This window comes from Pseudomonas sp. FEMGT703P (assembly GCF_002786345.1).
Lineage (GTDB): Bacteria > Pseudomonadota > Gammaproteobacteria > Pseudomonadales > Pseudomonadaceae > Aquipseudomonas > Aquipseudomonas peli.
In genome coordinates, this window is record NZ_PGCM01000006.1 from 106648 (window position 1) to 121907 (window position 15260).

9 protein-coding genes are annotated in these 15260 nt (G+C 59.0%); 1 reads left to right on the forward strand and 8 read right to left on the reverse strand.

All coding sequences use genetic code 11. From position 1 onward, the window contains the following. Positions 1-2: 2 nt before the first annotated feature. The 7 genes from CUR33_RS10610 to CUR33_RS10640 all read right to left on the reverse strand — a co-directional run bounded on the left by CUR33_RS10610 (position 3) and on the right by CUR33_RS10640 (position 13577). Positions 3-3974 (reverse strand): cellulose biosynthesis protein BcsC, encoded by a 3972-nt coding sequence (locus CUR33_RS10610; protein WP_289239591.1) that lies wholly within the window; start codon positions 3972-3974, stop codon positions 3-5. Further along, a complete protein-coding gene (bcsZ, locus tag CUR33_RS10615) occupies positions 3953-5125 on the reverse strand; it encodes a cellulose synthase complex periplasmic endoglucanase BcsZ (protein ID WP_289239592.1) in 1173 nt (390 codons plus the stop codon). Before bcsZ ends, CUR33_RS10610 begins: the two co-directional genes overlap by 22 nt. Before the next feature lie 8 nt (positions 5126-5133). Beyond that, entirely contained in the window at positions 5134-7425 is a 2292-nt protein-coding gene (gene bcsB, locus CUR33_RS10620; protein ID WP_289239593.1) for a cellulose biosynthesis cyclic di-GMP-binding regulatory protein BcsB, read from the reverse strand. Continuing rightward, on the reverse strand, positions 7422-9590 hold the full coding sequence (gene bcsA, locus CUR33_RS10625) for a UDP-forming cellulose synthase catalytic subunit (protein WP_448703160.1): 2169 nt from the start codon (positions 9588-9590) through the stop codon (positions 7422-7424). The genes bcsB and bcsA overlap by 4 nt, the downstream gene beginning before the upstream one ends. Before the next feature lie 11 nt (positions 9591-9601). After that, positions 9602-10813, reverse strand: a complete 1212-nt coding sequence (bcsQ, locus tag CUR33_RS10630; RefSeq protein ID WP_289239595.1) for a cellulose biosynthesis protein BcsQ — start codon at positions 10811-10813, stop codon at positions 9602-9604. Positions 10814-11427: 614 nt separating this feature from the next. Continuing rightward, positions 11428-11679, reverse strand: a complete 252-nt coding sequence (locus tag CUR33_RS10635; protein WP_289239596.1) for a DUF1145 domain-containing protein — start codon at positions 11677-11679, stop codon at positions 11428-11430. Positions 11680-11789: 110 nt separating this feature from the next. Then, complete coding sequence (locus CUR33_RS10640; RefSeq protein WP_289239597.1) at positions 11790-13577, reverse strand: alkyl/aryl-sulfatase; 1788 nt, start codon at positions 13575-13577, stop codon at positions 11790-11792. Positions 13578-13673: 96 nt separating this feature from the next. Here CUR33_RS10640 and CUR33_RS10645 point away from each other — a divergent pair, with 96 nt between their 5' ends. Then, complete coding sequence (locus tag CUR33_RS10645) at positions 13674-14600, forward strand: LysR family transcriptional regulator (RefSeq protein WP_289239598.1); 927 nt, start codon at positions 13674-13676, stop codon at positions 14598-14600. Between the two features lie 18 nt (positions 14601-14618). Here CUR33_RS10645 and CUR33_RS10650 read toward each other — a convergent pair whose 3' ends face one another. After that, entirely contained in the window at positions 14619-15056 is a 438-nt protein-coding gene (locus tag CUR33_RS10650) for a hypothetical protein (RefSeq protein ID WP_289239599.1), read from the reverse strand. Between the last annotated feature and the right edge of the window lie 204 nt (positions 15057-15260).

Sequence of the window (15260 nt, forward strand, 5' to 3'; positions counted from 1 at the left end):
CTTTAATTAGCGTAAGGGGATTGATAGGGAGAAACCGGCAGCGCCATCGGCCCGGTCATGTCTTCAAACATGTAACGAAGGTAGAGACCGCCATTCAATTGGCGATAGTCCTGGGCATTGTCGACACCCACCTGACCACCGACGAAGAAATTGCTGCCCAGACGGTATTCGGCAGCGCCGCTCAGGTTGTAGCCGATGCCGCTATCACTTGAGCCCTCGTACACCGCTTCACGCCCCAGGGCACGACTGGCCGCAGCTTGCAGCGCGGCATCGCCAGGGTGGTAGTCGGCATCATCCTGCTGGATGGTTTGTACGCCGACCGAACCTTTCAACTGGAAGGTCAGGCGGTCATACCGCCGCGCCCAGGTAACCGGCACACCGATGGCAAAGAACGTCTGCGGGCTGAAATAACCACCATGGCCGAAGGTGAAGTGCCCCTGGTTCTCCTGGTAGCCAATGCCCAACAGGTTGAGGCCAATGGTCGACTGACTCTGTTCGTCATTCTGCAGGTACCAGTACACACCGGAGCCCAATTCAAACCGGTCATTGTCCTCAACATTGTTACCCATCAAGCGGTGCATGCCGACGTAGGCATAGGCACCAACTTCACGGTCATCAAAGCTCAGCTGAGCGCGCCCACCGTTGGCGGTTACTCCACCCCACTGTTGTCCGGTACGCTGATCTTCGGCACCGGCAAAAGACAACAGACTGTCCGTCACGGCGCGGCGCGACAGCTTGGTGCTCCAATGCAGGTTCGGGCTACCGGCAACACTGCGTTCCAGGCTCACGCCACCGACTGCCGTGCTGTAGAGGAAGCCTTGTGGCGTGGTCCCCAGGTCAGCCTTGAAGCCCTCCCCCGGGTTCTCGAACGCCACGGCCAGGCCAACCCCAGAATCTTTCTGCGAACCAGGAGCAACGCCAGGATTGGCCAACGTTGCTACCGGGCCACCGCCAAAGCGATCGCGGGCACCCTCGCCCACACTGCCGGCATTCAGCGAAACCGGGGTGACGCGCACAGCCAGGCGGTTATCACCCAGCGGCATACTGGCTTCAAAAGGAGCCTGAATATCCGTGATCTTGCTCAGCCCCGATTCACTGTCATTGGTACGTACAGTCAGACCTTGAACCAGATAGGGGCTGCGCTGCTGCATGATGTCGTCCAGCGCCCTTGCGGCCTCGCTCATGCCCGCACGCGGGTCCACCTCAGCCGTATCGTCGTTCAGGGCAAAAGGGTTGCTGGCCGGTTGCACGTCCGCCCTGGCACTTAATGGCGTTTGCTGAGTCGTCAGCGGTTCCGCAAGCAAAGCGGGGGCTGTGCGCGTGGCATGCTGCTCAACCGGAGCGGGGATCAACTCCAGAGGACGTTGCGCGCTTGTGTGCGGCGCGACGGCCAAGCTCTCAACAGGCGCTGGAATCGCATCCTGTGCAACGGTTGCGGAGCCAATGCCGGCAAACGGATTGGCGGGCGCTGCGGCAGGCCGAGTGTTGGCCGCAAAGGTCGGGGTCTGCTCCAACTTTTCCTGGGCGACCACTTTACCGAGCAACTCAGCAGCCGTTCCGGTGCGGCCCAGGAAACGGTATACCCGGGCAGCCGTGGTGAGGATATCAACCTCATTGGGCGCCAGCTTCAATGCGCGCTCCAGGGCATCTTCGGCGTAAGCGTTTTCAGCCTCCTGAGCCGCCATATCAGCGGCACCTACCAGCAGATTGGCATCATTCGGATGACGCTTGACCAGCGGCTTGAACAACTCAAGTGCCTTGCTCGTATCACCGTTGGCGCCATACATGCGTGCCAGTGCCGACACTGCCAGACGATCCTGAGGGCGCTGCGCCAAGGCAGGCGCCAAGGTGTCATAAGCAGCCGCCAGTTCGCCGCGCTGACGCAATTGCTCAGCCTGGCGAACCCGGTAATAAAACAGTAGATCGTCATACTGCTGACGCTGCTCGACGGTCATGCTGCGCCCCTGCAAATCACGCAGAATGCCGGCGACCTCAGTATCCTGCTCGGCTTCCAGCAGCACACTGGCATAACTCAACGTCAGGGACAGATCTGCCCGAGGGCTGCGGGCCAGCAAGTCACGCATGATGGCAATCGCCCGCTGCGGATCATTGGCATCGGCATAGGCCGCAGCAAAAGCGGCCAGACGCGCTGGCTTGGCATCCGCCTGCGGCTCGATACGCTGCAAGAACGCGCGCGCTTCGGCCTTGCGGCCACTGCGGCTGAGTTCATTGATACGCTGCAACTGCAGGTTGAACTCCACTTCCTCCACCAGCCGATTGATGTCGGCATTGCGTGCATCACGCGGAATACGGGCAAGGGTGGTTTGCGCTTGCTGCCATTCATTCAACTGAATAGACAGCAGAGCACTGGTGTAAAGCGCGTCGCGGTCATCCGGTTTGTTGGCCAATAGCCCATCCATCAGGCTGCGTGCTTCATTGACGGCACCCAGGTCCACATACAAACGAGCCAGAGCAAACCGTGCCCAGGCATTGTTTGGGTCATCGCGCAGGGCGGTCTCGAGCTCCTGACGCATCGCTGAGGTGTCACCACGTTTTTCGGCAGCACGAGCGCGCTGCAAGGCCTGCTCAGCACGCAACTGCCCAAGCCCACCGAGCTTCTCACGCTCAGCCTTGGGCAGGCGTTCCAGCAAACGCAATGCTTCATCGGGCTTGCCCTGCTCACCCAGAACCTGAGCCAGCCCACGCAATGCGCGGGCTTCCTGGCTGCGCGCTGCCAATGCTTGCCGGTATCCGGTTTCAGCGGCAGCTAACTCACCCTGCTGGGCCTGCAACTCAGCAAGGGCCAGGAGTGCTTCACTGTCATTAGGTTTGAGCCGGCGCGCCTGCTCCAGCTGTTGCCGGGCATCAGCGACTTTGTCACGCGCCAGGTTGTCCCGTGCACGTTGCAACAAGGACCAGTAGCGCACGTCATCCAACGCACGCTGCCAGGAACGACCGCCTTGCCTGACCGCTTTGGTCAGCAGCACCTCGGCATCTTCGAAGCGTTCCTGACGCTGACGCAAAATACCCAAGCCACCCAGGACATCGGCATCATTTGGATGAGATTTCAGGTAGGCCGTCAGATCACGTTCAGCCACGGCCAGGTTGTCCTGCTCCAGGGCTTTCAGACCACTGTCCAGCAGCGGATCACGGCGCCAGGCAACTGCACCACTACCCGCACTGGGCTGGGTGCGCCCTTTGATCAGCAGAGCACGGATTTCTTCATCATCCGGGTGGGTGCGCAGAAACTGCTCGAAGAGTGGTTGCTGCGCGGGCTTGGGTGGGCCCATCCAGGTCAGTGCCAGGCGCCAGCTTTCATCCGCATCCCCGCCAATGTCCTCGCGCTCAGCCAACTTGGCCAGGGCACGAATGCCCTCCTCGCGCGCACCCTGATTACGCGCCAGGTGTTTGGCTAAAAACAAAGCGATATAGGGATCATTGGGGTATTCGCGCTGCAGCCGCTCCATGCCCCGTCGTGCCTCGGTCCAATGCTGGTCGACGTAACCCAGGTTGTTGTAGAACTCCAGGCCAACCTGACCCTGCCCCGGTTTGCCGCCCAGCGCCCGACGGTACACATCCACCGCCTTGGCACGCTCGTCGGACTCCACCAGCAAGCGCGCTTCATCCAGCAACTGCTGATTGGCGGGGTCCAGCAGGCGGATATCCTGCGCCAGCAACAATGCTTGACGTGGCAGCGGCTGCAACGCCTGCAAACGTTGTAAATATTGCTTGGCCTCAGCCGGTTTGGCCGCTTGAACCGCAATCAAACCGAGGCCATAAAGTGCATCAGGCTGGTTGGCGTCGAGCAACAAGAGCTTGTTCCACACTTCCGTAGCACGCTTGGGTTTCTCCTGGTTTTGCCAGAAGTGCCCTTGCTCAATCAGCAGGGTGTGCGTGCCCTCAGTCTCGGCCTGGAGACTGCCGTGGGCCATCGCAGCCAACAGCGCCAGAGTTAAGGGGCGGTAGCGGAACATGAACTCTCCCAACGCGGTTGCAGACGGCCATCAGCCGCAAACTGGTAATACTGATCAGCCCAGCCAAGGCCGAACAGGCTAAGCATGTAGTCGTAATAGAAAGGCGCCGGGCCGGTGCCGGCAATCCACTGATCAATCGCGGCGCGAGCACGCTGATCCTGTAATTCTTCCAGCCAGGGCTGGCCCTTGGCGCGGAAATAAGGCACCAGGGCGCCGGAAAAACCACTTGGGCTCTGCCCCTCTGTGCTGCCATTGCGCACATTGACCTTTTCTGGTGGCAAACCGGTGGAGGCGGTGGCGCGTGCCATGCCATGCAGACTGGCCAGCAGCGGTTTAGCCAGCGGGTCTTTGGGGTGCGTCATACCGGCCCAGAGATAGACGCGAATGGCGTCATAACTGCCGCTGTCGCCTTTCATTGGGTCACTGGCGAACAGCCCAGCGCTGTCCGACACGGCGCGGTAGCCAATCCAGTCGGCCGCAAAACCATGGGCACCCGCTTCGTTCTGCAGGGTGGCGGTGTGCGCGGCGATGGCATTCCACGGCCCCTTGGGATCAACAGCAGCCAGTCGCCGCATCAGCGGTAGAGGCTGATAACTGGGGTTGATGCGCCACAGGTGACCAATGTGCGAGAAACCAATTGGCCCAGGCAATAACACGGCCCCAAGACCTGGCAGCTCAGTGATTTCCTGCTTTTTGATCTGCGCCAACAGGTTCAGGGCATCGTCTCGGTACTGCGGCTTTTGCCACAAACGTGCACCTTCTAGCAGCGCGTAGACAAACCACAGGTCAGCATCAGAGGCCGAGTTGGCATCTTGAACCTTCCACACCCCATCCTTACCTTGCCCCCAAAGCCAGGCCGGTAAAGTCGTTTGCGGGGCATTGCCCATCAGGTTTTCGCGGCTCCAGCGCCAGATGGTCTCGAACCGAGCCTGATCATTGGCGACCAGCGCAAAGAACAGTGCATAAGACTGCCCTTCAGAGGTGCTGTGGTTCTTTTCCAGGCTTGATTCGAGCACACGGCCGTCCGGTTGCACCCAGTGCTGCGCAAATCGCTGCCAATACGGCCACTCAGCGGTACAGGCGGCATTGGCCGCCGTGCCGCCGACCATAAATAGCAGACCTGCGCACAGGCTCAATACAGGCCGCTTCATGATCTGCCTCAATCTTTCAAACGTGCATTTGCACGGGCACGCAGCGTAAAGAACAGCAACAGGCTGGCCAGGCTTACCGCCACAGCGGTCAGCAGCAGCATCCAGAAGAGATTGTGTGCCAGCAGCCATTGCAGGTAACGCAGCCAGCCCAGCTCACCCACGTAATACTGCTCGTCGGCGACCAGCGAACTGATGCGCTTGCCATTGATCACGGCCAAACTGCCCTGGATTGACTCTTCGTAATCCTCACCACCCCGCAGGGCTGAGCTGATGTCGACCAGTTTGTCCGGGCTGGCAGCAGCAATCACCACCACACTGCGTCCGCCGTCGAGCGGCGACTCAAAGCCAGTCAGGAAGGCACCAGCGCCCCCTGTCGCGAGCGCTAGACTGCTACGCGCCTGCCGCTGATTGGCACGGGTATCAGAACCCACCCAGGTGCGCATACGATGCACCAGATCAGACATTTCAAAGCTTGATTGCCCCGTCAGGCTGGCCGGTAGCCGATCGGCCCAGCGTTGCAACAGCGGCTGATTGCTACCCGAGGCCAGCACCAGCAAATCCTTGCCTTCCAGCGGCTCATCGTGATCGCCCTGGGTGACACTGACGGCGCTGGCGGGTAAGCCGGTTGAATCGCCAAAACGGCCCATAACATCGAGGTACAGGGAGATTTCTTCGACACCGGCATTCGCTGGCATCACGACAGCCGTTTCTGAAAGGTCAGCCATACGCGTGAAGGGGAAACCACTGCTCTGAAACACGCCCAGGTTGGGCATGGCAATAAAATGCTCATAACCACTGAGGTCGAGGGTGGAGTCCGCCTCGATCGTGCCGCGCATGTTGTCGATGATGATGTCGCGGCACTCGCCCTGCTTGATGTAGTCGTACATAAACCGCAGTTGCAGCGCAGACTGCAGCGGCAGGCTGTCCAGCGGTAGAAGCAGCTTGCTCTCTTGCAGCAGGCTCTCATCATCCTGCAGCTTGGCCAGCAACGACTCGTCGTCCTTCAAGCTCTCTTGCGACGGCAATGGCAGCGATTTGATGAACTTGCCGCTGACACTGATCAGCAACGACGAGTTGGTTGATACCGGCTGCGGGGTGTAACGGTACTTAAGATGCAGTGGCACCCCTTTTTCCCGCCAGTTGAACAAATCAGGCGGCAGGCGCATGGGGAGATTGATGGTGCCTGGGTCGTAGCCGGAAACGCTCAAACGTTTAGCGTCGCTGAGTTCCCCCAGCTGTACCGGACGGTCGCTGGGCAACCAATTCGGCGCATCATAGGGTTTACGGGGCTGCAGAGTGTCAAACCGCTCAATCTGCGCACTGGCGCCTGCCAGCACCTTGCTGCCCGTGACCAGTGTCAGGGCGGCCTGTTTGAGCTGATCGCCATCACGTGCTGCAATCACCAGCAGCTTGCCGAACGGATCATTGGGGTTGGTGATCATGCTCAGCGTTGGTGTCGCACTCTGTGGCAGTTCAATTCCGGCCACGGAAGCACTGCCTACGATGACAACAATCGCATGCCCCTTCTCAGGCAATTGCGCCAGGCTAACCGGGAACCGCGCACCACGATAACTGGCCAATGCACCAAACCAGGACGCGACCGCACCCGCCGCTTCCAGGCTGCGATTGTCAGGGCTGCTGGCGAACACGAAAGGCAATTCCAGCGCACGCGAATCACGGCCATCAAAGAACGGCAAAGGCAGCCGAGCCAAATCGTCGGGCAAGGCAATATGCGTGGTCTCCAGCTCAAGTTGGCTGGTGTTGCTGACCTTGGCCCACAAACTGGAATGCAGTGGGTCTTCACACATCATGGTGTAGTGGCCAATCAGCTGCAGCGTCAGGCGGTTGAACTCGGTCACCAGATGCGCCGGGATATCCACCACCTGCTGCTGCAAGGTTCCGGCGGTCTCCTTGGGGACGGGCAGGCTGGCAGCCACCTGATCGTTGACCATCACGTTGATCTGCGAGAGATCGCTGAGCAGAGAAGGCGAGTAGCTGTATTCCAAGTTGACTCGGGCTTTAGTCACCACTTGATCGGATCGCACATCGAAGCTGACGCTGTCACTGCCTTCAATACCGCGCAAGTGCATGGGGTAATTGGCCCCCAATTGCTTGAGCGTGGCGCTGTAGGTCGGAACAAACTCGGGAACAACCACTTCTTCGACTAACGCACCGTCTTCAGTGACAGGCTCCTGCGTTTCGACAACCTCTTCAGCCCAGGCAGTCGACAAGGCTGAAGTAAGCAATGGAATCGACAAGATGAACCAGAGGGATAGCATGCCTTTGCGTTTCTGACTCATGGATTCCTCGGAGTGGATTTAAAGGTAAAAGACAGGGCGCGAACATGACGCACAGATTCATCGAACGTTGCACGCGACAGCAGGCATATCCCGCGCCATCCAATACCGGTCACTTCAGCAAGGGCACCGAGCGGGGTATCCACCACGCCCGTGCCCCAGCTCTTGGCCCAGGTATCAGCCCGCGAAAACGTCAGGCGTGCCAGTTCACTTTGTTGTTGCAAGGTCAGGTTGGCGAAGTTCAGGCCCAGGGTCTGCCCATGGCTGAACACCACACTGGCCGGAAAAACGCCCTCTTCACCATCGCGAAACAGGGAGACATGCACCTCTTCACCACAGGCAACCTGAACACCTTCGGGCAAATGAATGCCAACCCCGCGTTGTGAAAAGTCGTTGGTTTGGCAGGCAATTGTCTTGCCATTGGCCAGGCCCAGCATGGCCGGCAAGGTGGCAAACACACGCGGCTCGGCGCGAATCTGCCGCGCCTCACTGGCTACGGCAACGGCGGCTGCGCTGATGATGATGTTGTACAGCGTCCAGACCAGGTTGATCAGCAAGGTCACGGCGCTGGCATCCGGATCAAACCCGAGTTTGGCCACGCCCACCAACATGCCGATGAGATTCAGCGCCAGTACAACGATGTACGGCCGTGCCATTTTCCAGTCGAAATAACTTTCATCGATCATCCCACCCTTGGCCGTCACGTTGAACTTGCCAAGCTTGGGGTTGACCATGGCCAACAACACCGGGCGCATGATGTACCAGGCCAGTACCGACTCATACACCTCGTTCCAGAACGAGTGACGAAAGCGCCCCTGGATGGTTGAGTTGGTGACGCTGGCCAGCAGGATATGCGGCAAGGCATAGGCCACAATCAACAGGGCCGGTGCCTGAAAAATCTGCGCTTCGAAAATCAGGTAGGCCAACGGTGCCGTGAGAAACACTAGACGCGGCAAGCCATAGAAGAAGTGCAGCATGGCATTCAGGTAGCAGAACCGCTGCCCAAGGCTGAGGCCTTTGCCAAGCAGCGGGTTATCGGTGCGGAAGATCTGCGCCATCCCCCGCGCCCAGCGAATGCGCTGCCCGATATGACCGGACAGACTCTCCGTGGCCAAACCGGCTGCCTGAGGTATCGCCAAGTACGCCGTGTTGTAACCCAGGCGATTGAGTTTCAGGGCGGTGTGCGCATCTTCGGTCACCGTTTCAACGGCGATGCCACCCACTTCTTCCAGCGGGGCGCGTTTGATGATGGCGCACGAACCGCAGAAGAATGTGGCGTTCCACAGGTCATTACCGTCCTGTACCAGCCCATAGAACAACTCGCCTTCGTTCGGTACGGAGCGGAACGTGTCGAGGTTCTTTTCAAACGGATCGGGAGAGAAAAAGAAGTGCGGCGTTTGCAGCATCGCCAGCTTCGGATCTTTGAGGAACCACCCCATGCCCACTTGTAAAAAGGAGCGCGTCGGCACGTGATCCGCATCGAAAATGGCAATGTACTCGCCTGATGTCTGGGTCAGGGCAAAGTTGAGGTTGCCGGCTTTGGCATGGTTGTTATCCGGCCGAATGATGTAGCCGATCCCCACCGACTCACAAAACTCGCGGAACTCGTCCCGGCGACCGTCATCGAGCACATACACACGCAACTTGTCTTTGGGCCAGTCAATCGCCTGCGCTGCAAAAGCAGTCAGCTTGATGATATCCAGCGGCTCGTTGTACGTCGGAATGAATACATCGACAGTTGGCCAGACACTGCTGTCTGCCGGAAGCGGATATGGCTTGCGCTGCAGCGGCCAGGCCGTCTGTAAATAGCCAAACAGCAATACCAGCAAGGCGTAGAGCTCGGCCAGTACCAAGCCATAACCAAACAACATGTTGAGCCAGTTGTCGAAGCCGAGGGACGAGGTCAGACGCCAATACATGTAGCGCAGCGAGGCCACAACGGAGAGCACCACCATGGCCAGAATGGCGACGCGATTTGCCGCGCGGCGCAACACCAGGGCTGCGATCATGCACCCAGCGGAGAACAGCATTTGCTGTTCTACATCCATGGGTACGATGATCATCAACGCCAGCAGGGCCACGACCACAAGCACCAGAACGGCGCAGGTCGGCCGGTCTAGCACATAGGGTGAAGTAGTTCCCTGAGTAGCACGTCGGGCACGAAACATGCCGGTTAAATTCATGCCAACTGCTCACTCCGCTGAGTCGCAAAGAGCTTGGCAAGAACGTTCAGGGCGATGGCTTGCAGATCGTGGCAACCCTGCCCACTCGGGTCGTAATCCAGCACACTCTGGTTGTAGGCAAGGGCTTCGGCAATAGACTGGTCACGGTGAATAATGCCTGCCACACGACTACCCAGAATACCGCGCATGATTTGCGTGATGTCCTTACTCAGCTTGCGCGATTGGTCGACCTGATTGATGACATACGTCGCGCCGTAAAAATCCGCTCGATCGGCTGTATAGGTGCTGAGCAGGCGATCAATCATCGGCAGCGTGGCGTAAGAAGCCGCATCAGCCAAACTCACCACCACGGCCACATTGGCAACCGAAAGGGCTTGTTGCAAGTACGCCGAAGGACCCGGCGGGGTATCCAGCACGACCACTGAACCGTCAGCCAGTTGCAGCTCAGAAAGCTGCTGTGCCAGCCAATCAGGTTCGTCCTCCAACTGCCGTTCAAACGTACGGCGCTGACCTTCATCAACCATGCCGTAAGGCAGCACAAAAACTCCGCTGGGCGTTGGCTGGCAAAAATCGCGCATCTGCGCATCGGCGACGCAGTGAGCAAGACCTTCGGCAGCAACCTGCATCGGATCGATGGCGACACCCAAATGATTGATCAGCGCACTCTGCGGATCAAGGTCAAGTGCCAGCACTGCGCGTCCCTGACGCTGCATCACAGCAGACAAGCCTGCGGCGAGTGTGCTTTTACCGACCCCGCCCTTGGCAGAAATCACAGCGATGATCTTGAAGTTGGCAAGATTCGGACGTGGGCGGGCCACACGAACAGGCGCGTTGACGACCTCCCGACGATCTTCCTGAGCCAGTTTACCGAGCAGGCTGTGCAAGCTTTCTGATGCCCAATCCGGAGCGGCATAAGGTGCGGCAACAGCTGTAGCCTGAGGCACACCCTCAGGGCTTGGCGCAGACTCAGGCGCGATGGCAGGACTCACCGGAGCAACAGCAGCAGCAAACAGCGCCGGACGGACCGCCGCACCCGACGGAGTCAGCACCGCAGGCTCAGCGGCAACGCCGGACAGCTCGACCTTGGCTACACCCGGCCACCGTTCCATAGAGGATTGTTTCTCGTCTTCCTGAGAGATTTCCTGGTAGTGGGCTGAACGTCCACCGAACAGCTTGAACAAACTTGAAATATCGCTGGAAGTACTCATGAACAGATAATTTCCGAATATGTTGTAGCAGTCATTTAGTGAGGCGCCAATTTTACGCCGTCAATAAAAAGTCATCTGAGTTATAGTTATTCGAATGCCGTCAAATTTATACCAATCGCTGAATTTAATAGCAATATGCCACCAAATTCATTTCAGAATTCTCCCATACAGACCGAGACAAACTTCACAACAGCGATAGATGAAATAGCAATAAAAGATCCACCCATATAATTACAAAACGCCTATTAAGTGGCGTTACCTACCTGTTTTAAGTTGTAACTGCTCCGCCATCCTTTATTGACCAAGCAAGAATCGCACTAACAGGTAGCTTTCTTAGGCGGTTCGCCGATGGACGGACACCCCGCGCAGTGACGCGACCATCATCAGGCAAGCGATAGACGCATAAGCGCGGCAGCCGTTACACACGAAGTAAGTGGCTATGCCTATGACAGGATGACCACCAGAGCGAAAAGCAGGCGACCTGAGGACGTACCTGCATGCGCAGCCAGAACAGGCTTTGCGCGAACATATTCAAGAAGTTGGCAATCACGGCTCTCCTGCTCAGCACGTCGTCATCAGACGCCGCGCTGAACGGGACAGCTGCCAACAGAAACCTACCCGCGCGCCAAACCATGCAGGTGAATAAAGCCAAACAACAGCACCTGCACCCGCTGCAACCAAGGCTGCGGCTGACCGACCAGGCGGGCTTTGAACAGCAGCAGCTCGCCGAGATGCGCCAGCAACATGCCACCGGCAATCAGGTTGACCGCCAGGTGCCAGCCCTCGCCCATGGGATAGAGCAGGTTCAGCAGCGCCAGCAACCAGAATGCGGCCAGCGCACCCTTGGCGAATATCAGAACAGGCATACATCACTCCTTAATCAGCTAAGTCAGCCAGGTGAAAAACCTGAGCAGTCTGCCCTGATAATGCCTCACGCGCGTCCGCACTTTGGTCGGGTCGAGTGACGCAGCAACACTCAACGCAGCGTCAGGGCAATCGGTTCATCGCTGAAATCGAAGCAGCCAAGGAAGGTCTTGATCTCCAGCAGACTGCCATCGACCTGTACATCGCCCAGCAAGGCGCCCTTGAGCAAACCATTCTCGCCGCTCATCACGGTGTCCAGGTACGTCTTGTCGAGGGTCAGTTTGAGCGTGGTGCCCTCGGGAATGCCCTGGTGCAGCTGCACTACACCGCGCCGCACTTCCAGCGCCCACTGCTCGCCGATATCCGGAAAGCTGAAACCTAGGGTCAACTCGACATCATTGGCCTTTTCCGGGTCGACCCGGGTAATCCAGTTTTGCAGGAAGATTCGCGCCGGAAAGGTTTTCAGCATATCCGCCGAGAGAAAGGCGCTGCGCATGCTCACGGCCATTTGCTGGACATCCTCACCGGCCAGCTTGCCTTCCAGCTCCATGGCGCTCATCAGGTACCAGTTGCGCCAGTTGATGTTCATGCTGGCATAGCCGAGCTTACGGAAGCTGCGGGCCTTAATGTCGCGGGCCAGCGTGTCCTCGTTGTCCACCTGAATGGCGTAGCTGGACAGCTCGGCGGCCCATTGGTAATCACCCTTGAGGTAGGCCTCACCGGCGGCCAGCAGCAGTTTTTCCCGACCGCCCATCAACGCAATCAGGCGCTCGGCTTTATCTTTTGGCGGCAGCGGGTCGAGGGCCACCGGATCACCCTGGAACCAGCCCAGGTAGCCGTTGTAGATCTGCCGCACGCTGTGTTTAACCGTGCCGTAGTACTCGCGCAGGTAAGGCGTGTAGCCAGCCAGGTGTGGCGGCAGCTTGACCTTCTCGACCAGCTCGTCCGGGGTCAGGCCCTTGTTCATCCAGCGCACAGTCTGATCATGGATATAGGCGATGCCGTCGCGGGTCATGCGCAGCACTTCCTCGACCTGATCCTGGCCGCTGATTGGGCGGCCGTGCAGCGGAACCATATGTTCGGCCTTATAGGCACGCAGCTTGTCCAGGCTGTCGACCCACACCACCGGGTCGCGGAACTTGGTGCCGCGCAGGGTGTGGATATTTGGCAGGGTCGGCCCCTGCTCCACCTCGGCGCTGATCAGCACGCGGTTATCCGGCAGGTAGACAATGATCTCATCCGGCGCTTCGCTGGGCACATGCAGAAACTGCAGGTCCAGGCCGGCAATGCGGGTGTCGAGCTTATCCTTGAAGGTCAGGGTCGGGGCGATAAAGGTCGACGCCTCGGCCTTGGCCAGCGGGCCGATCCCGGCGTTCATCTGTTCATGGTCACTGGCCGGCAGCGCCGCACCGAAGCTGTAGCCGGAACGCACCGAGAGAATCGGCCCGACCAACGCCCCCTGCGCCACCACATTGGCCAGCAGGGTGTCGTGGGCGATGATTTGCACCTCGCCACTGCGCACCTGCTCTTCCGTGACGAAAGCCTTCACGCCATTGATATGGTCCGGGTGGAAGTGGGTATAGACCACCGCCTTGACCGGTTTGTCGCTGATCTTGTGGAACTCGGCCATGATCTTGCGCGACTCGCTGACCGACTCACCGGTGTCGATGATAATCAATCCTTCCGGGGCCTCGATCATCGCCACGTTACCCAGCTGCCAGCCGACAGCGGAATAGACGTTGCCGGCCACCTGGTAAACCTTCTGCGCGAAGTGTTTGGTGTGCTCGGCCAGCTCCGGGTTGATCGACGGGCGGATTTCTTCCTCAGGCAGGGCGGCCTGGCTGACCAGGGGTAATGCCAGGCTTAGCAGCACGGCGGCAGTTCGATTCAGTAAAAACATGCGAGTCGCTCATTGTTATTGGCTGTGTGGAAAGAGTGGCCAAGTAACAGCAATAATTCCAATGCATTCCAAATCAATAAATGATGCAATCAGCGCATGAATGACCTTCGTCAGCTTCGCCATTTTGTCGCCCTCGCCGAACACGGCCATTTCGCCCGTGCTGCCGAGGCCGTGCATCTCAGCCAGCCCGCCCTGAGTCGCAGCATCCAGGCGCTGGAAAGCAGCCTCGGTTGTAACCTGGTCGACCGCCACAGCCGCGGCATCAGCCTGACCACCCACGGCCAATTGGTGCTGGAGCACGCCCAGCGTCTGCTGGCTGGCAGCCAGGCGTTGAAAAACGCCGTCAGCCAGTTGGGTAATCTGCAAACCGGAGAACTGCGCCTGGGCGCAGGCCCCTACCCGGCCGCGCGCCTGATACCACGCGCAGTGGGTCGCATGGCGCTGCGCTACCCACGGGTGCGGGTCAACCTGCAGATCAGCAACTGGCTGGACCTGCGCAGCAGCCTGCTGGATGACGCCCTGGAGCTGTTTGTCGCCGACAGCCGCGAGCTAATCGGTGACCCACTGCTGTGCATCGAACCACTGCAGCGCCACAACGGGGTGCTGTTCTGCCGCCCCGGCCATCCGCTGCTGGCCCACACAATACTGCGCATGCACGATCTACTCGATTACCCCTTGGCAGGCACCCAACTGCCACTGGCGGTGGCGCGCAGCCTTAGTGCACTCAGCGGGCGCGAGCAGCCGCTGAGCATTCAATGCGACAACTTTATGGTGCTCAAAACACTAGTGGCTGAAAGCGACGTACTGAGCATGGCGCCGTGGGATGTGGTGGCCGAGGATATCCAGACAGGTCGCCTGGCCCGGCTGCCGCTGGAAGCAGGTGCATTGACCGAGCAATCCGCCTACGCCCTCATCAGCCGCGCAGGGCATAGCCTGTCACCAGCGGCGCAGGCCATGCGGGAAGAGATACTGGCCGAAGATCGACTCTTCGGCCGTCAACTTGAAGGCGAGCCTGATTCGTAGCGCGACTAAAGAGGGTGGTTAGTTGCGCTGCCGCTCCCAACCTTTACGCTCATCGCGTCGATCACCACCACGGCGCTCTCCACCCCATTGGGCATCATGACGCTGTTGCTGGTTGCGGTAATGGTCACGGCGGCCATCCCAGCCAGCGTGCGGTTGCACAATGCGGTAATCGTGGCGCTTCTGATATTGGTGCGTTTGGTAATGGCGCGGCTGCGGTGCAGGCACGTAATAACGCGGTGCGTGGCGGTGATCATCATAGCGTCGCCCATCATGGTGATAGGCCCTGTAGCGCTGCGGCTGCGGCACCCCATAAACCGGGTAGCGCTGCACCTGGTAATAGGTATGCGAATGGCCGCGATCATAACCACGGTGGCCATAGCCACTGCCGCCGCCATAGACCGCACAACCGCCTAAAGACAAAACCAACAACGCCAGCAGCATGGATTTGTATGACATAGCGGCCTCCTTCGACCGCGGGTGCGGCAGCGACCGTTGTCGCTGCCAGGGATTGCTCCCAATGAATAGACAACAGGCCATGCCATCCAGTGCGTCGCACCGGCTCAGCAGATTTCATGACAAATTATTTCGGTATCCTATCGTCCGTCGTGCCAGCTGATACACACCAACCTGGCACAGTCCTCGCTTAACGTTCTGCGCATA

Coding starts and splice junctions, on each gene's coding strand:
- CUR33_RS10610 (WP_289239591.1), bottom strand. CDS start 3,974: ATGTTCCGCTACCGCCCCTTAACTCTGGCGCTGTTGGCTGCGATGGCC.
- bcsZ (WP_289239592.1), bottom strand. CDS start 5,125: ATGAAGCGGCCTGTATTGAGCCTGTGCGCAGGTCTGCTATTTATGGTC.
- bcsB (WP_289239593.1), bottom strand. CDS start 7,425: ATGAGTCAGAAACGCAAAGGCATGCTATCCCTCTGGTTCATCTTGTCG.
- bcsA (WP_448703160.1), bottom strand. CDS start 9,590: ATGTTTCGTGCCCGACGTGCTACTCAGGGAACTACTTCACCCTATGTG.
- bcsQ (WP_289239595.1), bottom strand. CDS start 10,813: ATGAGTACTTCCAGCGATATTTCAAGTTTGTTCAAGCTGTTCGGTGGA.
- CUR33_RS10635 (WP_289239596.1), bottom strand. CDS start 11,679: ATGCCTGTTCTGATATTCGCCAAGGGTGCGCTGGCCGCATTCTGGTTG.
- CUR33_RS10640 (WP_289239597.1), bottom strand. CDS start 13,577: ATGTTTTTACTGAATCGAACTGCCGCCGTGCTGCTAAGCCTGGCATTA.
- CUR33_RS10645 (WP_289239598.1), top strand. CDS start 13,674: ATGAATGACCTTCGTCAGCTTCGCCATTTTGTCGCCCTCGCCGAACAC.
- CUR33_RS10650 (WP_289239599.1), bottom strand. CDS start 15,056: ATGTCATACAAATCCATGCTGCTGGCGTTGTTGGTTTTGTCTTTAGGC.